Origin of the sequence: Bradyrhizobium sp. LMTR 3 (assembly GCF_001693485.1) — a bacterium.
In the GTDB taxonomy this organism is placed as follows: domain Bacteria; phylum Pseudomonadota; class Alphaproteobacteria; order Rhizobiales; family Xanthobacteraceae; genus Bradyrhizobium.
The window spans coordinates 469,439-489,725 of record NZ_MAXC01000023.1 but is presented as its reverse complement, the minus strand read 5'-3'; the positions used below and the strand labels follow the sequence as shown (position 1 = coordinate 489,725).

Annotated in this window: 17 protein-coding genes; 8 read left to right on the top strand and 9 right to left on the bottom strand. The window is 63.5% G+C overall.

Translation table 11 applies throughout. The annotated features are described in order from the left end of the window. The first annotated feature begins 46 nt into the window (after positions 1-46). The 3 genes from xerD to LMTR3_RS19380 all read left to right on the top strand — a co-directional run bounded on the left by xerD (position 47) and on the right by LMTR3_RS19380 (position 4,158). The gene (xerD, locus tag LMTR3_RS19390) at positions 47-1,006 is read left to right on the top strand and encodes a site-specific tyrosine recombinase XerD (RefSeq protein WP_065746611.1); all 960 of its coding nucleotides are present in this window, start codon (positions 47-49) and stop codon (positions 1,004-1,006) included. A gap of 404 nt (positions 1,007-1,410) precedes the next feature. After that, positions 1,411-2,373, top strand: coding sequence for an acetyl-CoA carboxylase carboxyltransferase subunit alpha (locus LMTR3_RS19385; RefSeq protein WP_065746610.1), 963 nt, complete (start codon positions 1,411-1,413; stop codon positions 2,371-2,373). Between the two features lie 291 nt (positions 2,374-2,664). Beyond that, entirely contained in the window at positions 2,665-4,158 is a 1,494-nt protein-coding gene (locus LMTR3_RS19380) for a L,D-transpeptidase family protein (protein ID WP_065746609.1), read from the top strand. A 60-nt stretch (positions 4,159-4,218) separates the two neighbouring features. Here the strand turns inward: LMTR3_RS19380 and LMTR3_RS19375 are convergent, their stop codons facing one another. From LMTR3_RS19375 to LMTR3_RS19345, 7 genes are all read right to left on the bottom strand, one after another. Then, positions 4,219-4,920 (bottom strand): branched-chain amino acid ABC transporter ATP-binding protein, encoded by a 702-nt coding sequence (locus tag LMTR3_RS19375; RefSeq protein ID WP_065746608.1) that lies wholly within the window; start codon positions 4,918-4,920, stop codon positions 4,219-4,221. Further along, on the bottom strand, positions 4,913-5,647 hold the full coding sequence (locus tag LMTR3_RS19370) for an ABC transporter ATP-binding protein (protein WP_065746607.1): 735 nt from the start codon (positions 5,645-5,647) through the stop codon (positions 4,913-4,915). Before LMTR3_RS19370 ends, LMTR3_RS19375 begins: the two co-directional genes overlap by 8 nt. Beyond that, positions 5,634-6,674, bottom strand: coding sequence for a branched-chain amino acid ABC transporter permease (locus LMTR3_RS19365; RefSeq protein WP_245319945.1), 1,041 nt, complete (start codon positions 6,672-6,674; stop codon positions 5,634-5,636). The genes LMTR3_RS19370 and LMTR3_RS19365 overlap by 14 nt, the downstream gene beginning before the upstream one ends. Positions 6,675-6,738: 64 nt before the next feature. Beyond that, the gene (locus tag LMTR3_RS19360) at positions 6,739-7,959 is read right to left on the bottom strand and encodes a substrate-binding protein (protein WP_065746605.1); all 1,221 of its coding nucleotides are present in this window, start codon (positions 7,957-7,959) and stop codon (positions 6,739-6,741) included. Positions 7,960-7,963: 4 nt separating this feature from the next. Continuing rightward, the gene (locus LMTR3_RS19355) at positions 7,964-8,821 is read right to left on the bottom strand and encodes a branched-chain amino acid ABC transporter permease (RefSeq protein ID WP_065746604.1); all 858 of its coding nucleotides are present in this window, start codon (positions 8,819-8,821) and stop codon (positions 7,964-7,966) included. 35 nt (positions 8,822-8,856) lie between these two features. Further along, entirely contained in the window at positions 8,857-10,371 is a 1,515-nt protein-coding gene (locus LMTR3_RS19350) for an amidase (RefSeq protein ID WP_065746603.1), read from the bottom strand. A gap of 143 nt (positions 10,372-10,514) precedes the next feature. After that, a complete protein-coding gene (locus LMTR3_RS19345; RefSeq protein ID WP_065746602.1) occupies positions 10,515-11,699 on the bottom strand; it encodes a substrate-binding domain-containing protein in 1,185 nt (394 codons plus the stop codon). Between the two features lie 207 nt (positions 11,700-11,906). On the opposite strand from LMTR3_RS19345, the gene LMTR3_RS19340 reads away from it, so the two are divergent. Then, complete coding sequence (locus LMTR3_RS19340; RefSeq protein WP_028347666.1) at positions 11,907-12,350, top strand: MarR family winged helix-turn-helix transcriptional regulator; 444 nt, start codon at positions 11,907-11,909, stop codon at positions 12,348-12,350. Between the two features lie 85 nt (positions 12,351-12,435). Here LMTR3_RS19340 and secA read toward each other — a convergent pair whose 3' ends face one another. After that, positions 12,436-15,273, bottom strand: a complete 2,838-nt coding sequence (secA, locus tag LMTR3_RS19335) for a preprotein translocase subunit SecA (RefSeq protein ID WP_065746601.1) — start codon at positions 15,271-15,273, stop codon at positions 12,436-12,438. Between the two features lie 345 nt (positions 15,274-15,618). Here secA and LMTR3_RS19330 point away from each other — a divergent pair, with 345 nt between their 5' ends. From LMTR3_RS19330 to LMTR3_RS19320, 3 genes are all read left to right on the top strand, one after another. Beyond that, entirely contained in the window at positions 15,619-16,539 is a 921-nt protein-coding gene (locus LMTR3_RS19330) for a peptidylprolyl isomerase (protein ID WP_065746600.1), read from the top strand. A gap of 221 nt (positions 16,540-16,760) precedes the next feature. Then, positions 16,761-17,996 (top strand): bifunctional glutamate N-acetyltransferase/amino-acid acetyltransferase ArgJ, encoded by a 1,236-nt coding sequence (gene argJ / locus LMTR3_RS19325; protein ID WP_065746599.1) that lies wholly within the window; start codon positions 16,761-16,763, stop codon positions 17,994-17,996. Positions 17,997-18,011: 15 nt separating this feature from the next. Continuing rightward, the gene (locus LMTR3_RS19320; RefSeq protein ID WP_065746598.1) at positions 18,012-18,422 is read left to right on the top strand and encodes a (deoxy)nucleoside triphosphate pyrophosphohydrolase; all 411 of its coding nucleotides are present in this window, start codon (positions 18,012-18,014) and stop codon (positions 18,420-18,422) included. A 125-nt stretch (positions 18,423-18,547) separates the two neighbouring features. Here the strand turns inward: LMTR3_RS19320 and LMTR3_RS19315 are convergent, their stop codons facing one another. After that, positions 18,548-19,393, bottom strand: a complete 846-nt coding sequence (locus tag LMTR3_RS19315) for a methyltransferase domain-containing protein (RefSeq protein WP_065746597.1) — start codon at positions 19,391-19,393, stop codon at positions 18,548-18,550. A gap of 77 nt (positions 19,394-19,470) precedes the next feature. Here LMTR3_RS19315 and LMTR3_RS19310 point away from each other — a divergent pair, with 77 nt between their 5' ends. Continuing rightward, positions 19,471-20,280: a ComF family protein gene (locus LMTR3_RS19310; protein ID WP_065746596.1), complete on the top strand. Its 810-nt coding sequence runs from the start codon at positions 19,471-19,473 to the stop codon at positions 20,278-20,280. Positions 20,281-20,287 lie beyond the last annotated feature (7 nt).

Here is a 20,287-nt window from a genome sequence, read left to right as displayed (position 1 = left end):
CCGGCAGATTAACGACTCAGCGCCGGATCATGCGGTATCATAGCGAATGCGCACGACACCCTCCGACACGAAGCTGATCAACCTGTTCCTCGACATGCTCGCGGCGGAACAGGGGGCGGGCGACAATACGCTCGACGCCTATCGGCGCGACCTCACGGATTTCTCCGAATTTCTCGGGCAAGCCGGACAGAACTTTGCCCGTGCCGGGACCGACGTGCTGCGCGACTACCTCGCCGATCTCGACACCCGTGGCTTCAAATCCTCCAGCGTGGCGCGGCGGCTTTCGGCGATGCGGCACCTGTTCCGCTTCCTGCTCAACGAGCGCATCCGCGCCGACGATCCGGCGGCGATCCTGTCCGGCCCGAAGCGCGGCCGCGGGCTGCCGAAGGTGCTGTCGATATCGGATGTCGACCGGATGCTGACGCGGGCCAAGGAATTGACCGAGGCCGAGAACGCCTCGCCGCAACAGCGGCTGCGCGCAATGCGGCTGTATTGCCTGCTGGAAGTGCTCTACGCCACCGGCCTGCGCGTCTCGGAGCTGGTGGCGCTGCCGCTGTCGGCCGCACGGCGCGATGCCCGCATGATCATGGTGCGCGGCAAGGGCAACAAGGAACGGCTGGTGCCGCTCAACGAAGCCTCAAGGCAGGCGATGGCCGATTATCTCGCCGCCATGGAAGCGCTCAGGCCCGAGAAGAAGAAAAGCGCCGCCGCATCGAAGTGGCTGTTTCCCTCTTTCGGTGAGAGCGGCCATCTGACGCGGCAGCACTTTGCGCGCGACTTGAAGGAACTGGCGGCGGCGTCAGGCCTCGCGCCGAGGCTGGTCTCGCCGCACGTGCTGCGCCACGCCTTTGCCAGCCATTTGCTGCATAACGGCGCGGACCTGCGCATCGTGCAGACCCTGCTCGGCCACACTGACATCTCGACCACGCAGATCTATACCCATGTGGTCGAGGAGCGGCTCAAGAGCCTGGTGCGCGACCTGCATCCGCTGGCGGAGAAGTCGTAGTCGTCCCTGCGACCCGTCTTCGCCAAGGCTTCGCCGGGGTTTGCCGTTGGGCTCGCCGAAGCTTTAGCGAAGGCTGCACGCAGGGACCCATAACCACCGTAGCTGGATTATTTACAGAAGGCGTCTACCCCCACCGGTCTGACCGATCGGCCGCGGCGTATGGGTCCCTGCTTTCGCAGGGACGACAGGTAGATGAACTTCCCGCCTTGACTTCCGCGGCTTCTCCCCCGAAACAGCCATCCCGCCCGCGGCCTTGTTTAGCGCGCTTTCGGCAAACCGGGTTATCCGGACCGAGATACGCGCTAAATCATTGAAGATGCGTGCTTTCCTGGGGTGAATCGAAAACCGCTTCGCCTCACAGCGCGTTGTTACCTATACAGCGCGTTGTTACCTATATTGTCTTGATGCCGGAACAGATGCGCAGCTATCTCGACTTCGAAAAACCAGTCGCCGAACTCGAGTCCAAGATCGACGAATTGCGCGCGCTGGCGGCGTCCGGCAGCGACATCGGCGACGAGATTGCGCGCATCGAGGACAAGGCGTCCCAGGCGCTGGCCGATCTCTACGCCAATTTGACGCCGTGGCAGAAGACGTTGGTGGCGCGCCATCCGCAGCGCCCGCACTTCACCGATTTCGTCAACGCGCTGATCACGGACTTCACGCCGATGGCCGGCGACCGCAAATTCGGCGAGGACGAGGCCCTGATGGGTGGCTTCGGCCGCTTCCGCGGCGAGAGCATCTGCGTCGTAGGCCAGGAAAAGGGCGCCTCGACCGAGGGCCGCATCAAGCATAATTTCGGCATGGCGCGGCCTGAAGGCTATCGCAAGGCCGTGCGGCTGATGGAGCTGGCCGATCGCTTCGGCATTCCCGTGCTGTCGATCGTCGATTCCGCCGGCGCCTATCCCGGCATCGGCGCCGAGGAACGCGGCCAGGCGGAAGCGATCGCGCGCTCCACCGACGCCTGCCTGTCGCTCGGCGTGCCCAATGTCGCGATCGTCACCGGCGAAGGCATGTCGGGCGGCGCGATCGCCATCACCACCGCGAATAAGGTTTTGATGTTCGAACACGCGATCTATAGCGTGATCTCGCCGGAGGCGGCCTCCTCGATCCTGTGGCGCGACGGCACCAAGGCGCAGGAAGCTGCCACCAGCATGAAAATCACCGCGCAGGACATGCTGCGATTCGGCGTGATCGACCAGATCCTGAAAGAGCCCGCCGGCGGCGCCCATCGCGATTCTGCCGCCATGATCTCGGCCACCGGCGATGCCATCTCGGAGGCCTTCAACGACCTCCGCAATCTCGACGCGGATGCTGTCCGCCGGCATCGGCGGCAGAAATTCCTCGATATCGGCCGCAAGCTCGGCTGATCGCACCGTCCCTATCTACGCTGCCTCGGTAAGGCCGGCCGGGCTACTCGCTCCAAATACTAACGACCTCTAAACGGCCATTATTTTCGCCAACGCGCATGATTCGGCCCCAATTAGGCCCCGAGCCCGGTCTTTAGTTTCTGTTGACCATGCCTGCCGCAGCAGCCGCTGGACGGCCTCGTTCGGGTTGCGGCGCAGGGGGGCAATGGGTAGTATTTTAGACAATGGCTTCAGGGCATGTCGCTATTGATTTGGGGTGCGAGAATGCCCGGTGGGTGTGGAGCTTAGCCTTTGATTAACCGCTCGCTGGTTCGCGCGCTCGTCACGTCGGCTATCCTCGTGGGCGCAGGCGTGTTGATGGCCGGCTGCAACAGTGACGGCATCTCGCTGGCCAACAACGCCAAGGCCAACCAGCCAGTTCCGCCAAAACTGATCGCCGACATGACGGCCAAGAACATGGACCTGCAGTCCCCGATCCTGGTCCGGCTGTTCAAGCAGGAAGCCGAACTGGAGATCTGGAAGCAGGACCGCTCCGGCCGTTTCGCGCTGTTGAAGACGTATCCGATCTGCCGCTGGTCGGGCGATCTCGGCCCCAAGATCCGCGAAGGCGACCGCCAGGCGCCGGAAGGCTTCTACTCGATCTCGCCGGCGCAGATGAACCCGCAGTCGGCCTATTACCTCTCCTTCAACACCGGCTATCCCAATGCGTTCGACAAAGCATTGGGACGCACCGGCTCGCAGTTGATGGTGCATGGCGACTGTTCCTCGCGCGGCTGCTACGCGATGACCGACGAGCAGATCGCGGAAATCTATTCGCTGGGCCGCGAATCCTTCTTCGGCGGCCAGAAGTCGTTCCAGTTGCAGGCCTATCCGTTCAAGATGACGCCGGCCAACATGGCCAAACATCGCAACAACCCGCACATGCCGTTCTGGAAAATGATCAAGGAAGGCAATGATCATTTCGAGGTGACGCGGCAGGAGCCGAAGGTCGATTTCTGCGAAAAGAAGTACGTGTTCGACGCGGCCAAGCCGCCGAACGCGACCAAGGACCCGGTGTTCGATGCGTCTTCCAAGTGCCCGGCCTATGTGATCCCAGATGAAATCGCCGACGCCGTGCGCGAGAAGCAGGCCACCGATATTGCCGAGACCGCGCGGCTGATCGCAAAGGGAACGCCGGTGGCGCGGATCAACACGGGTATCGACGGCGGCATGCACAGGGTGTTCGCCGCTAGCGTGCCCGAAGGCAGCACCGGGCTTTCGGAGCCCGGCGATGGCTCGACCCTGTCGCTGATGGCGCGTGCGCCAGGCACTGTTCCCTCTCACGTCAATCCGCCGAAAGCTCCGTCCGAAAACCTGCTGAGGGGTCCGCCGGAGCAGCCGAAACTGGCCGCAGTACCGGCTGCTGCTCCTGTCGCCGCTCCTGCCTCTGCCCCTGCTTCGACGCGGGTCGCCAATGCGGCGCCGACGACTGAGCAGAATGACGGTTTCTTCTCCAGCCTCGCCCGCAAGGTTGGCCTGGGCGGCGCAGCCGACGCCACCGCCAGCACGCCGCCGTCCAAGCCGAAGGCGGCGACCGAGGCCAAGCAGCCGCCGCGTCCTGAAGCCGCTGCGCCGAAGACGACGGCAGCAAAGCCCGACGTCAAACACGCCGCCGCCGCCCGCCCGCCGCTGAAACCGTCGGTGTCGGATACCCCCGCACCTGCCGCCAAGGACAATCAGGTCGCAGGCTCCGCGCCGATCGTGTCCACAAACTCGTTCGATAGCCGTTTCGGGGCGGTGAAGTAAGACGCGGCAACACTTTCACGGCCGGATCAGCCGTCGGCGCAGGCGCGCCTTCTGCGAACGCTACGGTGCGAGATAGCGCAGCAGTTCCGGATCGCTCCGCACCTCGCCCGCGGCGCCTTGCAGCGCCACCCTGCCGCGATCGAGCACATAGGCATAGTCGGCGACGCGCAGCGCGAGGTCGAGATGCTGCTCGACGATGACGACCGCGATCTGCTTGGCCAACTCGATGAGCCGCTCGGTGATCTCCTCGATCACACCGACCCACACGCCTTCGGTCGGCTCGTCCAGCAGCAGCAATTTGGGATCGCCAAGCATCGCGCGTCCGATCGCCAGCATCTTGCGCTCGCCGCCCGACAGCGTGCCGGCCGGCTGGTCGAGCCGCTGCCCGAGCTTCGGGAAGATGGTCAGGACCCGATCGACCGCCGCCGGACCAGGATTGAACAGCGAGCCGACTGCGAGATTGTCGCGCACCGTGAGCCGAGCGAACACGGAATGCTCCTGCGGCACGTAGCCGATGCCCGAGCGGACCCGCTCCTCGGTCCGGCGCCGGGTGATGTCGCGGCCGTCGAAAAACAATTCGCCCTTCGAGCTCGCAAGCTCGCCGACGATCGTCTTCATCAGTGTGGTCTTGCCGGCTCCGTTACGGCCAAGCACCGCGACACCGCCGCGCCAGGGAATGCCGATGCTGACATCGAACAGGACCTGGCTGCGGCCATAACCGGCATCGAGATGCCGTATGTCGAGAAATGTCTGTTCAGGCACGGCGCAAATAAATCTCCTGGACGCTCTTGTTGGCCTGGATCTCGGCGACCGTTCCGGAGGCGAGCACGCGCCCCTGGTCGAGCACGGTCAGGCGGTCGCAGATATCGCGGATGAAATCCAGATCGTGTTCGACGATCACAAGCGAGCAATGCTGCTTGATCGGCTGCAGGAGCTCGCCGGTAACGCGGCGCTCTTCCAGGCTCATGCCGCCGGTCGGCTCGTCCAGCAGCAACAACCGCGGCTTTGCTGCGAGCGCCATGGCGATTTCCAGCCATTGCTGCTGCCCGTGCGACAGCGCCGCGGCGGCATCATGTGCGCGATCGGCGAGGCGGAACTGGCTCAGCATCATCATTACCTGATCGTGCAGCACGCCGCGTGTGCGCGAGAACACCAGATCGAACAGCGACGATTGCGCCTGCAGCGCCAGCAGGATGTTGTCGTACAGCGTCAACGTCGGCAGTATGCTGGTGATCTGGAATTTCAGGCTCATGCCGGCGCGGGCGCGCTCGGTCGGCGACAGCAGGGTGATATCGCGGTTGACGAAGCTGACCTTGCCTTGGGTCGGTATCTCGGCGCCGGCGACGCACTTCATCAGGGTGCTTTTTCCCGAGCCATTCGGCCCGATCAGGCCGTGAAACTCGTTATCGGCTACCGTCAGCGCCGCACCGTCGAGCGCGGTGAGCTTGCCAAACACCTTGACGATGCCGGTCGCCTCAAGGAGCGGCATTGCGCTTCTCCTTGCGTGTCGCCCCGAAACTGCCGACACGCTCGCGTTCGCCGAGCACGAAGCTGATCAGCCCGAGCGGGCGGAACAGGATCACCAGCAGCAGCAACACGCCGAGAAGGATCGGCCAGATCTCGCGATAATTGTCCGACAGCCAGAAGCTGACCCCCTCGATGATGACGGCGCCGATAACCGCGCCGATCAACGTGCCCGATCCGCCGAACAGAACGTAAAGCACGACCTGCGTCGAGATCACCACGCCGACCATATTGGGCCAGACGAAGCCCTCGTGAAACGCGTAGAGGCTGCCTGCAAGGCCGGCGATGGTGCCGCCGACGGCGAAAACAATCGCCTTCAGGTGTTGCGTCTTGTATCCGAAGAAGGCGATGCGCTGCTCGTTCTCGCGCAGCCCCGCCAGTGCCAGGCCGAACTGCGAGCGCACCAGGAAGCGGCACAGCAGATAGACCACGGCGAGAATGCCGAGCGCGAAATAGTAATAGACCGGTCCCTCGGTAATGTCGTAGCTGCCGAGCGACATCGACGGAATCGAGGGAATGCCGTTCTGTCCGCCGAGATAGTACCAGCCGCGCGCCAGACGGTCGGCGGCGTAGGATCCGGTCAGCGTACCGAGCGCGACGAAGATCACGCTGGAGGGGTGCCGGCCGAGCAGCAGAAAGCCACCGAGCAGCAGCGAGGTGGCGAGCCCGATCAGCGTTCCTGCCGGCAGCACCAAAAAGATCGAGGTGATGTTGAGGTCGCGCGCCATCAATGCAACAGCATAGCCGGCCGATCCGAAGAACAGGGCCTGACCGAAGCTCATGATGCCGGCATATCCCCACACCAGATCGAACGAGAGTGCGAACAGGGCGAGGATGATGACACGGGTGGCGAACACCGTGAGATAGTCCTGCAGAACCAGCGGCAGGATCAGCGCTGCGATCAGCACCACTCCTTCGACGATCGGGAGCACCTTTCGTCCTGCCACAGCTTTTCGCGCCGGCAATGCTCGGTCCGATCCATTGTCAGCCATCGAAACGTCCAGCCCCTGGCTCACCGTTGCGCGAAGGGCCTGCTTTGCTGCACCCATCGATCACTCAGCATTCCTTGGGATCGACGAGGCCGTCGCTGCGGCCCACGATCTCATAGTTCCCGCCTTTGGCAACAGCGGTGTACATCTTCATCCTGCAGTGCCGCTTGCCCGGCACCATCTCGGCCGGTCCGCCCGGGCCTTCCGCGATCTTGGCGTGATCGAGCGCCGCGGCCACCGCATCGCGATCGATCTTGCCGGCTTCCTTCACCGCCGCTTCCCACAGCTTCAGCCCGCGATAGGTGCCGGTCGCCGCGCTGCCGGCGGCGAACAGGAAGTTGCCGGGGAAATCCTTCTCGTAGGCAGCCTGGATCTTGGCGCTGACCGGGTCGTCCTTGGTCAGCGCCTTGAAGTAGTCGAGACAACTCGCAAGGCCCTCGATCTCGCTAGCCTGATTGATGTTGAGCGTATTCTCGTCATAGTACACGCAGGCCAGCCGCCCGCCGTTCTTCAGGAAGCCAGCCTCGTAGAGCTGCTTGAAGAACGGACCGACACCGGGAGGGATTACGGTGTTAAAGACGACATCGACCTTGTTGGAGATGACGCGGTTGACGGTGGCCGAGAAGTCGACCTGGTCGAGCGGGTAGTACTCCTCGAACACGACCTCGCCACCGCTGGATTCAATCACCTTGCGTGCATAGACGTTGAGCGTGTGCGGCCAGACATAGTTCGCGCTCGGCAGCGCAAACTTCTTGCCGCCGTTCTTGATCAGCCAGGGTATGAACTCGTCGCATTGCTGCGCCGGAGTCGGGCCGGTGCAGAATAGATTGGGCGTGCATTCCTTGCCCTCGTAAAGCTGCGGATAGATGTACAGCGTCTTGCCGCGCGCCACGATCGGATCCTTGATCGCGTTGCGCATCGAACTGGTGATGCCGCCGAGCACCATGTCGACCTTGTCGCGCTGGATCAGCTTGCGGACATTGCCGACGGCGACCGATTCGTTGGAGGCGGTATCCTCGATATAGAGCTCGAGCGGCCGGCCGAGCAGGCCGCCGGCAGCGTTGATCTGCTTGATCACCATCTTCGCGACATTGGCGTCGGCGTTGCCGGCGTAGGCGATCGGGCCGGTCAGGTCGGTTGCGATACCGACCTTGATCGGACCTTCGGCGGCATTGGCCCAGTCGGGCCTGACCACCCAGCTACCGACCCCGGTCGCAATCGCGCCGGTCGTGAAAGCAAAGCCGCTGAGGAAACGACGACGCGTCAAATCAAAGCGATCAACAAACATGCGACTAAACCCCTTTTCCAGCGATGAGGCCTTGCGGCCGGAATTTGATGAAGACGATGGCAAGCACGAAGACGAGGACGTCGGCGACCACGGGCGCCATGATCCAGGGCAGCGCCGCGCTCAGCGTTCCGATCAGGCCGGCTCCGACAACCGGCCCGATAAACGATCCGACACCGCCGACCATGACCGCGACAAAGCCCTGGATCAGGAAGCGGATGCCGAGATCTGCGAACAGGCTGAACACGGGCACGATCAACGCGCCGGCAAGCCCCGCCAGCGCGGCGCCGAAGGCAAACGTGGCGCCGTAGATCAGGGGCGTCGAGATCCCCGACGCCCGCGCCAGCGCGGGATTTTCCAGCGTGGCGCGCACGCGCAGACCGAAGCTGGTCCGCGACAGCAGCACATAGCAGCCGCCCATCACCAGCAGCGTGATGAGGATGATCGTGAAGCGCCACGCCGAGATGTGCATCGTGCCGATGTCGATCGAGCCGCCGATCGGCTCCGGCACGGTCAGGTAGAATCCGCCGATCAGGCCGCGCACACTCTCGCGGATGATCAGGCCGAGCGCATAGGTACCAAGCATCGCCACGATGGGCGCGGCGTAGAGGCGCCGGATGATCAGCGCCTCCAGCACGAAGCCGAGGCCGCCGACGATGAATGGCGCGGCCGCCATGCCGGCCCAGATCGGAATCCCGTTGCTGTACGCCAGATAGGTAACGTAAGCGCCGAGCAGGACGAACTCGCCCTGCGCGAAATTGAAAATCCCCATCATGCTGGCAATGATCCCGAGTCCCAGCACGACCAGAACGATGATCGCGCCGAAACTCAGGATTTCGAATGCCGCCACGAATGCGCTAGCCATGTTCTATGTCCAGCCGGCCTGCAACGATGGACCCCTCACATCTTCTTCCAGTCGCCGATCTGCTCGAAGGCGTGCGCCGCGCGATATATCGTCGATTCCTCGAAGTGACGCCCGACCAGCATCAGCCCGACGGGCAGGCCGTCGACCATGCCGCAGGGCAGTGACATCGCCGGATGATGCGTGATGTCGAACGGCGCGGTGTTGGAGATCATCTCGAGCGCGCGGGCAACGTAGTCCTCGCGGCTGGCATTGGGGGCCGGCAGCGGCGTCGCCTTCATCGGCGTAGTCGGCATCAGCAGCAGATCGTAGTCCCTGAACGCCTTGTCGTAGGCCGCGGTCAGCCGGCGGGAGATGTTGAGCGCCTTGCCGTAGAAGCGTGGACCGAAATTGTTGTTGATGTAGGTGCCAAGCATCATGAACAATTTCGTGGTCTCGGACAGCGAGTCGGCCTGCCGGCGCCAGCCGCGATGAAAATCCATCAGCGATGTCGAATAGAGATCGCCGCGGCTGAGGCCGTAGCCGTCGCCGAACATCATGGTCTGGGTCAGGCCTTCGGTGCCGATCGGGGTCCAGATCGCGCCGCCCAAGAGGTGCATCGGGATCGACACCGTTTCGATGCTGGCTCCAAGATCCTTGAAGCGTTTCGCCGCCTCGCGCACGCTTTCATTCACCGCGGCCTCCGCGGCCGGCTGCTCAAAGCCTTCCTTGACGATGCCGATCTTCATGCCCTTGATGCCGGCCCCCAAGGCCTTGGTGTACTCCTCGACCTTCGGCGCCTTGATGCGCGGATCGTAGCCGTCGTCGCCAGCGAGCACTTCGAGCAGCAACGCGTTGTCGGCGACCGTAGCGGTCATAGGGCCAGTATGGTCGACGTAGATCTCGATCGGCATGATCCCGGTATAGGGCACGAGGCCCCAGGTCGGCTTCATCCCATAGATGCCGCAGAACGAGGACGGCATGCGGATCGAGCCGCCCTGATCGCCGCCGATCGCCATGTCGACCTCGCCGAGCGCAACCACGACGCCCGAGCCTGACGACGAGCCGCCGGCCGAGTAACCCATCTTGTGCGGATTATGCACCGGCCCGTAGGATCCGGTGTGGCTGCCGCCGGACAGGCAGAAGTGCTCGCAATGCACCTTGCCCTTGATCTCGGCGCCGGCATCCAGCATGCGCGTGACGATGGTGGCGTCGAAATCGGGCACATAGCCTTCCAGCGTCGACGAGCCGTTGGTCATGGGAACGCCGGCGAGCATGATGTTGTCCTTCAGCGCGACGGTCTTGCCCTTGAGCTTGCCGCTGGCGGCGCCCTTCACGGTCGACTTGCGATACCAGGCATTGCGGGGGTTCTCTTCCGGCGATGGCCGATAGCCCGGCGTGCGCGGGTATTTCACCTCCGGCACCTCGTCCGGCATTGCGGCTACGAGATTGTAGGCGTCGATCGAGCCCTGCATCAGGCCGCGAAACGATGCGACGTCTTCCTCGGTCAGCGAAAGGCCGCACTGCTCGGCGACCGCACGAAGTTGCGTTGGGGTTGGTAGGACGACTGACACGACGCTCTCCTGAAGCTTTGAGTTCCCGGCGCGGTGCCGGCCCGCCTGCGACGCGCCGGCTCCGCTTTTGTATTCAAAACGGAAATATTTTCCTTTTCAAGCATTATTTCGGATTGCGGCCCTCGAGATCCGGCATCGTTTCTCTAGATCGTCTTGATCACCTTGAAGTCGAGGCCATTGGCCTCGGCAAGATACATCGGCATCTCGGCACGGCCGTCGCGGATGGTGATGGCGCCGCGGGCGCCCGTATAGATCACGTTGCGGGCCGCCGCGAGCAATGGCCCCATCGACAGCGAGCCGGCTCGGTTGGCCACCGCCTCGAGGAAGCGCAGCCCCTCATAGTTGGATTGGCTGACGGATCCGATCGGTGGCGCGTGCGGACCGAACATCGCCCGATAGCGAGAGAGGAATTCGTCGGTGGCGCGCGAGCCGACGCAAGTGAAATAGCCGGATGCGCAGAACAGGTTCTCGGTATTCTCGGCCCCGATCCCGAGCAGAACCGTCTCGTCCATCGCGCCGGCGAAGCGCAGCGTGGTGGCGGCGAGGCCGCATTCGGCGAAGGCGCGATTGAACGTAATGCTGTCCGTTCCGATCAGCGAGATCAGCACGACGTCGGGCCTTGCCGCGCGAATGCGCGCCAGATGCGCCTCGTGATTGTCTTCCCCGACGGGGACGAACTCCTCGCCGACCACCTGCCCGCCCGCTTCGGCGATGTATCGCTTGACCGCGCGATGCGACTGCCATGGCCACACATAGTCGCTGCCGATCAGATACCAGCGTGACGCCTTCTTGAAGTCGGACAGCCAATGGATCGACGGCCGGCTCTGCCAGCGCGGCGTCTCGCCGATCGCCATCACGCCTGGCGTACGCTCGCCACCCTCATAGACGGGAGTGTAGATATAGGGAATGCGGTTGCGGGTGACCTTGCGCAGTGCGACGCGGACCGCGCTGATGTGCGAACCCATGATCAGGTCGACTTCGTCGAAGGCGAGAGCGCGTTCGGCGCGGCGCACCACCTCCTCGATTGGCCCACCGGAATCGTAGACCGACAACTCAATCTCGCGTCCGAGAATGCCGCCGCGTTTATTAATCTCGGAGATCGCCAGCAGGACGCTATTGGTGGCGCTCGGGCCCCAGATTCCGGGCGATCCCGAGAAGGTGAGAAAATTGCCGACCCGCAGCTTGCTGTGGGCGCCTCGGCGTCTCGACGATCCGGGCTTGATCGTTGACAGGTCGAGATCATCCGTCGCCGACGACAGGTTTCGAAACAGCAGCGAGGGCGGAATCGCGGAGCCGCCGGCAGCCGGGAAGTTTACCGTCGAGAGCACGCCAACTCCTGTCTGGCACCAGACCAAAAACGCATCCAGCGGGCGGCCGCGGCATCCACCCTTCCTTAGTTGGGGAAATATCCTATTTGAAAATATTGAATATTCAACAATTGAAGTGCATATAGAACAATTGAAGTGCATATAGAAATGGCATCGATTGCCAGCCATTCACTCATTTGGGTCAAGACCAAGACAAAGTCTCAAGCCGTGGCCAAACCGCCGAAAGACAATTCCCCCATCACCGAACACCTCGCCTATTTGCTCGCGCAAGCCAACCGGGAGATCAACCGGCAGTTGGAGATGCGCCTGAGCAAGGAAGGCGTGCCTGTCGAGCAGTGGCGCATCCTCAAAGTTCTGTCCGACGGCAACGGCCATTCCATGGGCGAGCTGGCGGACGCCGTGCTCCTCAATCATCCCACGCTGACCAAGATGGTCGACCGCATGGTGTCGGACGCGCTGGTCTACCGCGTTCAGGACCCCAAGGACCGCCGCAAGGTCCTGATGTTCGTGTCCGACCGCGGCAAGGCGCTGAGCAAGCGGCTGAACTCGCTGGCGGTGAGCCAGGAAGAGCACATCGTCGAGAGCTACGGCGACAAGTCGACCAACGAGCTCAAGCGTCTGCTCGAGAGCCTGATCGACAGCTCGAACTAGAACGCGCCGATGCGCCGCGTCAGCCGCCTTCGCGAAGTCAGCCGGGCGATTGATTAGCTGCCGGACAGTGTCGCGCTCATCGGACTCAGGCGTACTTGCCGTGGCAGTGCTTGTACTTCTTGCCGCTTCCGCAGGGGCAATCCTCGTTGCGGCCGACTTTGCCCCAGCTTGCCGGATTTTTCGGATCGCGATCGGCCGCAATGGCCTCCGGCACCAGCGAGGCGCTGGCAAAGGCCATCTCGTCTTCGCCGGTATTGGGATCGAACTTGTGCGCTTCCATCGCCGGCAGCACCGGCTGCTGCTCTTCCGGCGGCACGATCTCGACTCGCATCAGTTGCGCCGTCACCGCCTCGCGCAGATGCGCGGTCATTGCCTCATACAGGCCGAAGGCTTCCGACTTGTACTCCTGCAGGGGATCGCGCTGGCCATAGCCGCGCAGGCCGATCACCTGACGCAGATGATCGAGCATGATCAGGTGCTCGCGCCAGAGGTGGTCGAGCGTCTGCAAGAGGATGGTTTTCTCGACGTAGCGCATCACGTCGGGACCCCATTGCGCGACCTTGGCCGCCATATGCTCGTCGACGCGCTGCTCGATCCGCGTCAGCAGTTCCTCGTCGGCAATGCCTTCTTCCTTGGCCCATTCATCGACCGGCAGATCGATGTCGAGCACGCGCCTCAATTCTTCCTTGAGGCCGGCGACATCCCACTGCTCGGCATAGGCATGCTCGGGCACGTGCTTGGCGACGATGTCGTCGATGAAGTCATGGCGCATATCCGTGACCATTTCGGCCACGCTGTCGCTCCTCATCAGCTCGACGCGCTGGTCGAAGATCACCTTGCGCTGGTCGTTCTGGACGTTGTCGAACTTGAGCAGGTTCTTGCGGATATCGAAGTTGCGGGCCTCGACCTTCTGCTGCGCCTTCTCCAGCGCCTTGTTGATCCACGGATGGATAATGGCCTCGCCTTCCTTCAGGCCAAGCCGCTGCAGCATGGTGTCGAGCCGGTCGGAGCCGAAGATCCGCATCAGATCGTCTTCCAGCGACAGGAAGAATTTCGAGCGCCCGGGGTCGCCCTGACGGCCGGAGCGGCCGCGGAGCTGGTTGTCGATGCGCCGGGATTCATGGCGCTCCGAGCCCATGATGTAGAGCCCGCCGGGCTTGGTCACGGTCTTGGCCGCCTTTGAGCCCTTGGCAGGCTCGAGCTCCACAACTTCCTCGGCCTTCAGCACGATCTCGCGGAAGCGCTCGATGTCGGCCTTGATCTGTTCGATCTTTTTGGCCTTCTCGGCCTCGTCGGTGATGTCGGCGGTCTCCTGAAGGATCCGCATCTCGAGCGAGCCGCCGAGCTTGATGTCGGTACCGCGGCCGGCCATGTTGGTCGCGATCGTGATCGCGCCAGGCACGCCGGCCTCGGCAACGATATAGGCTTCCTGCTCGTGGAAGCGCGCGTTCAGCACCGCAAACAGTTTTGCCGGCTTGCCGGCGCGCGCGGCGGCATAGAGCTTCTCCAGCGCGACGTCGTTGCCGAAATCGATCTGCTTGTAGCCGTGCTTCTTCAGATAGTCGGCCAGCACTTCCGACTTTTCGATCGAGGCGGTGCCGACCAGCACCGGCTGCAGCCGCGCATTGGCGCGCTCGATCTCGGCCAGGATGGCGGCGTATTTCTCGGTCTGGGTGCGGTAGACCTCGTCGTCCTCGTCGAGACGCGCCACCGGCAGATTGGTCGGGATTTCCACGACCTCGAGCTTGTAGATGTCGAACAATTCGTCGGCTTCGGTCGCGGCCGTACCGGTCATGCCCGCGAGCTTTTCGTACATCCGGAAATAGTTCTGGAACGTGATCGAGGCCAGCGTCTGGTTTTCCGGCTGGACCTGAACGTGCTCCTTGGCTTCCAGCGCCTGGTGCAGGCCTTCGGAATAGCGCCGTCCCGGCATCATGCGGCCGGTGAACTCGTCGATGATGATGACTTCGCCGTCGCGGACGATGTAGTCCTTGTCGCGGGTAAACAGCGAATGCGCCCGCAGCGCCTGGTTGATGTGGTGCACGACCGAGACGTTCTCGACGTCGTAGAGCGAATCGCCCTTGAGCTGGCCGGCGTCGCGCAGCAGCGTCTCGATCTTCTCCATGCCGGCTTCGGTCAGCGTCACCGTGCGCTGCTTCTCGTCGACCTCGTAGTCGGTCTTGTCGAGCTTGGGGAAGAAGGTGTCGATGGTGTTGTAGAAATCCGAGCGGTCGTCGAGCGGGCCGGAGATGATCAGCGGCGTGCGGGCCTCGTCGATCAGGATCGAGTCGACTTCGTCGACGATGGCGTAGAAATGGCCGCGCTGGACCATGTCCTCCAGCCGGTACTTCATGTTGTCGCGCAGATAATCGAAACCGTATTCGTTGTTGGTGCCGTAGGTGATGTCGCGCGAATAGGCTTCCTTGCGCTCGCCATCATCGAGACCATGGACAATGACGCCGACAGTGAGCCCTAGGAAATTGTAGATCTGGCCCATCCATTCGCTGTCGCGGCGGGCGAGATAGTCGTTGACGGTGACCACGTGGACGCCCTTACCCGCCAGCGCGTTGAGATAGACAGCGAGCGTCGCCACCAGCGTCTTGCCTTCGCCGGTCTTCATCTCGGCGATGTCGCCCTCATGCAGCACCATGCCGCCGATCAACTGGACGTCGAAATGCCGCTGGCCGAGGGTGCGCTTGGCGGCCTCGCGGACGGTCGCGAAGGCTGGAACCAGAATGTCGTCGAGCGTCTTGCCGTCGGCGAGCTGCTGGCGGAATTCGGCGGTGCGGGCTTTCAGCGCCTCATCCGAGAGTTTCGCGACCTCGGGCTCGAGCGCGTTGATGGCGTTGACGCGGGATTGATATCCCTTCACCCGCCGGTCGTTGGCGGAGCCGAAAAACTTGCGGGCGAGCGCGCCGATCATGCCAATTCCTGCCTTTGCCGTTACTTGCGTTGCAAGCCGTGATGGACCACCAAGTTGCCTATCAACTCACCGTGACGCACGGCGGCAAATACCCCGTTCCGGGGCGTCATCCGCCTAATGAGTGGGAATCAAGCAATCCAAGGTTCAACGGCAAAAAACGCAGCAAAATAAGCGCTATCGCCGCTGTACGATCCGGCACAGATATGGCCGGGTTCGGGCCTTGTCAACGTGGGTCCATATGTCAAGGAATTCATCATTTTGACAGACTTTTCGCGTTGCCAAGGCCGCATGATTGGGCGAGTGTCCCGCCGCCTTTGGCGCCCCTCTTCAAGACAAGGATTTTCCATGACCACCTCGTTCCCGGAAACGAAAACCGGCCTGCGCTTCGGCACGGCCTGCTCACGGGGTTCTTTGGCCGTAATGGCCTGTCTGGCTGCGGTTCTTGCCGCCGGCCTGCCGGTTCGCGCCCAGGACAACCCCGTTCTTGCCAAGGTTAACGGTGCGGAGATCCGCCAGAGCGACGTCGCGCTCGCGGAAGAGGAACTCGGCCCGAGCCTCGCGCAAATGGACCCGGCGACCAAGAAGGACAACGTGCTGGCCTTCCTGATCGACCTCAAGATCGTCGCCAAGGCCGCCGAGGAAAAGAAGGTCGAGAATTCCGAAGACTTCAAGAAGCGCCTGGCGTTCACGCGCAGCCGCCTGTTGATGGACAGCCTGCTCGCCACCGAGGGCAAGGCCGCGACCAGCGAAGAGGCCATGAAGAAGGTCTACGAGGAGGCCGCCAAGCAGATCACCGGGGAAATGGAAGTCCACGCCCGGCACATCCTGGTCGAGACCGAGGATGAGGCCAAGGCGATTGCGGAAGAGCTGAAGAAGGGCGGCGACTTCGCCGAACTGGCGAAGAAGAAGTCCAAGGACCCCGGCGCCTCCGATGGCGGCGATCTCGGCTTCTTCACCAAGGAACAGATGGTGCCGGAATTCTCCGCCGTCGCCTTCACGCTCGAACCCGGCAAGATCTCCGACCCCGTCAAGTCGCAATTCGGCTGGCACCTGATCAAGGTCGAGGAAAAGCGCGCCCGCAAGGCGCCCGAGTTCGAGCAGGTCAAGTCCCAGATCGAGACCTATGTGACGCGCAAGGCGCAAGCCGAATACGTCGCCAAGCTGCGCGAAGCCGCCAAGGTCGAACGCATGGACAAGCCGGCCGAGGCCGCCAAGCCGGATGCAGCAAAGCCCTCGGATTCGAAGATGGCGCCGCCGAAGAAGTAGGCCCAACTCTATCGTCGTCCCGGCGAAAGCCGGGACCCATACTCCGCGGCGGCGCTTCCGGCGCCGTGGCAATTACCATCTGAAGCAACTGAGGACGGTGATTGTGGGTCCCCGCGTTCGCGGGGACGACACGCGTGTGCGTGGTCACACCGCGCCCCTCCCACTTTGACGTTTGAGGTGATAGAGAGCGCTTCCCTCGCCTCGAAGCCGGAAGCCTTCCCATGTCCACCGTCTCCCCCCTCGCCCCGACCGATGTCCCCGAGATGCCAGCCATCGCGGGCGTGAAGCTTGCGACGGCGGCCGCCGGCATTCGCTACAAGGGGCGCACCGACGTGCTGCTCGCCGTCATGGACAAGGGCACCACGGTTGCCGGCGTGTTCACCAAATCGAAATGCCCGTCCGCGCCGGTGGAATGGTGCCGCGCCAAACTCGGCCGCGGCGCCCGCGCGCTGGTGGTCAATTCCGGCAACGCCAATGCATTCACGGGCAAGACCGGCCGGCAGGCGACGGCACTGACGGCCTCGATCGCCGCAAAAGCTATAGGCTGCAGCGCCAACGAGGTGTTTCTTGCGTCGACCGGCGTGATCGGCGAGCCGCTCGACGCCACCAAGTTCGACGGCGTGCTGGCAACGCTGGCGGATGCCGCCACGCCCGATCACTGGATGGACGCGGCGAAGGCCATCATGACCACCGACACCTTTCCGAAGGTCGCAACCGCCACGGTGAAGCTCGGCAAGGCCAAGGTCACGATCAACGGCATGGCCAAGGGCGCCGGCATGATCGCGCCCGATATGGCGACCATGCTGTCCTTCGTGTTCACCGATGCGCCGCTGTCGTCCGCCGTGCTGCAGTCGCTGCTCAAGAGCGGCGTCGAGGACACTTTCAACGCCATCACCATCGACAGCGATACCTCGACCTCGGATACGCTGCTGGCCTTCGCCACCGGCGCAGCCGCCGACGATGGCGCGCCAAAGATCAGCCGCGCCAGCGATCCGCGCCTGAAGGCGTTTGCCAAGGCCTTCCAGGGTGTGCTGGCCGACCTTGCCGAACAGGTGGCCCGCGACGGCGAAGGCGCGCGCAAGCTGGTCGAGGTTATCGTCGAAGGCGCGACCACCAAGACCTCCGCGCGCAAGATCGCCATGTCGATCGCGAATTCGCCGTTGGTGAAGACGGCGATCGCCGGCGAGGATGCCAATTGGGGCCGCGTGGTGATGGCGGTCGGCAAGGCCGGCGAGCCCGCCAACCGCGACAAGCTTTCGATCTCGTTCAACGGCATTCGCGTCGCCAAGAGCGGCGCGCGCGATCCGTCCTACAACGAGGCGGAGGTTTCCGAGGTGATGAAGAACCCGAAGATCCAGATCAAGGTTGCGCTTGGCCTCGGCAAGAGCCGCGATCGCGTACTCACCTGCGACCTCACCAAGGAATATGTCGCGATCAATGGCGATTATCGTTCATAAGCGAGACAGCGGCGCATGGCTGATATCAAGCTTACTCTCGTGGTCGCCTGCGCCCTGGTCGATACCGACAAGCGCGTGCTGATCGCGCAGCGCCCGGAAGGAAAGGCGCTCGCGGGCTTGTGGGAATTTCCCGGCGGCAAGGTCGAGCCCGGCGAGCGGCCGGAGCAGACCTTGATCCGCGAGCTGCATGAGGAGCTCGGCATCGACGTCAGCGAGCCCTGTCTGGCGCCGCTGACGTTTGCGAGCCACGCCTACGACAGCTTTCATCTGTTGATGCCGCTCTACATCTGCCGGCGCTGGGAAGGCATGGTGATGGCGCGCGAAGGCCAGCAACTGGCCTGGGTCCGCGCCAACAAGCTGCGCGATTACCCGATGCCGCCCGCGGACATTCCGCTGATCCCGCATCTGATTGATTTGTTGATGTGAAAGTCGGAGGCCACGCATGGCCTCTTCGCCGGCACCGGAACGGCGGAACACAAAATCGCGAAAACAACCCCATGCAAAGTAGAAATGGGGCCCTGCTCACGGCTTCCGCCGAACGGAATTGCGCGTCAGTCGCGCTTCACTCGCTGCACCGCCTCCTGGAGACTTGCCTTCGCCGAGCCCGGCTTGAGCGGCTTCTGCTGGCTCTCATGCGGCGCCCAGCCGGAGAGCCAGACAATATCGAACGTCGCGCGGATACGGCCGTCCGCATCGGCAAAACGCTCGGCGTAAATCTGCGCCATCCGCAGCATGGTGGCGCGGCGGGTGGTCGTGCGCCGCCGTTCGATCAGAATATTGGTCGCACCCATCCGCCTGAGATCGGCCATCAGCGCGAACGCGCTGTCATAGCGCACCACGACGCGATCGACGTCGGTCACCGGCAGCGCGAGCCCTGCGCGCTGCAGCAGGCTGCCGATGTCGCGCAAATCCGCAAACGGCGCGACGCGCGGCGATACCCCGCCCTCGCATTCGGCTTCTGCCGCCGCAAAGCTCTGCCGGAGCTCCGTCAACGTATCGCCCCCGATCATCGCCGCCAGCAACAGCCCATCCGGCTTCAACGCGCGGCGGATCTGCGCCAGCACGCCGGGGAGATCGTTGACGAACTGAAACGCCAGGACGGAAACAGCGAGATCGAGCGATTGCGGCGGCAAGCGCAGGGTTTCGGATTGATCGACATCGATGCGGGTGATGGATGAGAAGCGATCGGCCAATGGCTTTCGCAGGAGTTCGCCGGGCGTCCAGATGTCGGCCGCATCGGCAAAACTTCGCGTCACGGCCTGCAGCCGCTCTTCGAAATCTTCCCTGATACGATCGAGCAGGAATGTCGCCGGCCCGCCGCGCCGCGCGCGGTCAAGGCGCGCGCGCAAGAGCGCACGGTCGAACAGGATGGGCGCGCTGGCCGGGTTCGAAGCCATGCCGGTTGGTACGCTGGCTGCGTATCTCTGGCAATGCCGTGCTTGAGCCGCACGCGGCACGGCGCTAGCCTCAATCCATGGACGCCGAGGCATCGCCACCACGCTTCATCTCCAGCCAGCTTCGCGGCGCGTTTAGCGCCTGCCGCGACGCATTCGCGCATCTGCCACGGCTCGCGCTCGACATCGCACTGCCGACGCAATGCGTTTCCTGCCGCGAACCGGTCGATGGCGAGGGCGTTTGCGCGGCATGCTGGGCGAAACTGTCGTTCATCGCACCACCGTTCTGTCCGCGGCTCGGCATCCCCTTCGTTTACGATCCCGGCCCCGAATTGCTGTCGATGGAGGCGATCGCCAATCCGCCGGCCTACCAGCGCGCCCGCGCCGCGGTGCGCTATGACGACGTCGCGCGAACCCTGGTTCATGCGCTGAAGTACCAGGACCGCACCGATCTGGCGCCGGCGATGGGCCGCTGGATGGCCCGTGCGGGCAAGGAATTGCTCGATGAAGCCGACGTGCTGGTCCCAGTTCCCCTGCACTGGCGGCGCGGCTGGAGCCGCCGCTACAACCAGTCCGGCGCGCTCGCGCGGGTGATTTCGCGCCAAACCGGCGTCAAACTGGCCTCTGAGGCGCTTCGCCGCATTCGCGCGACCGAGCAGCAGATCGGGCTGTCCCGACCACAGCGCGCCAGCAATGTGCAGGGCGCCTTCAAGGTCGCCGCCGACCGCGTGGCCGACATCCAGGGCCGCCGCGTCATCCTGATCGACGACGTGCTGACGTCAGGCGCCACGACCGACGCTTGCGCCCGGTCGTTACTGCGCGCCAAGGCCGCACAGGTCGACGTGCTGGTATTCGCGCGGGTTGTGGACAGCCCCCGGGCTCCCATATAATTCAAAG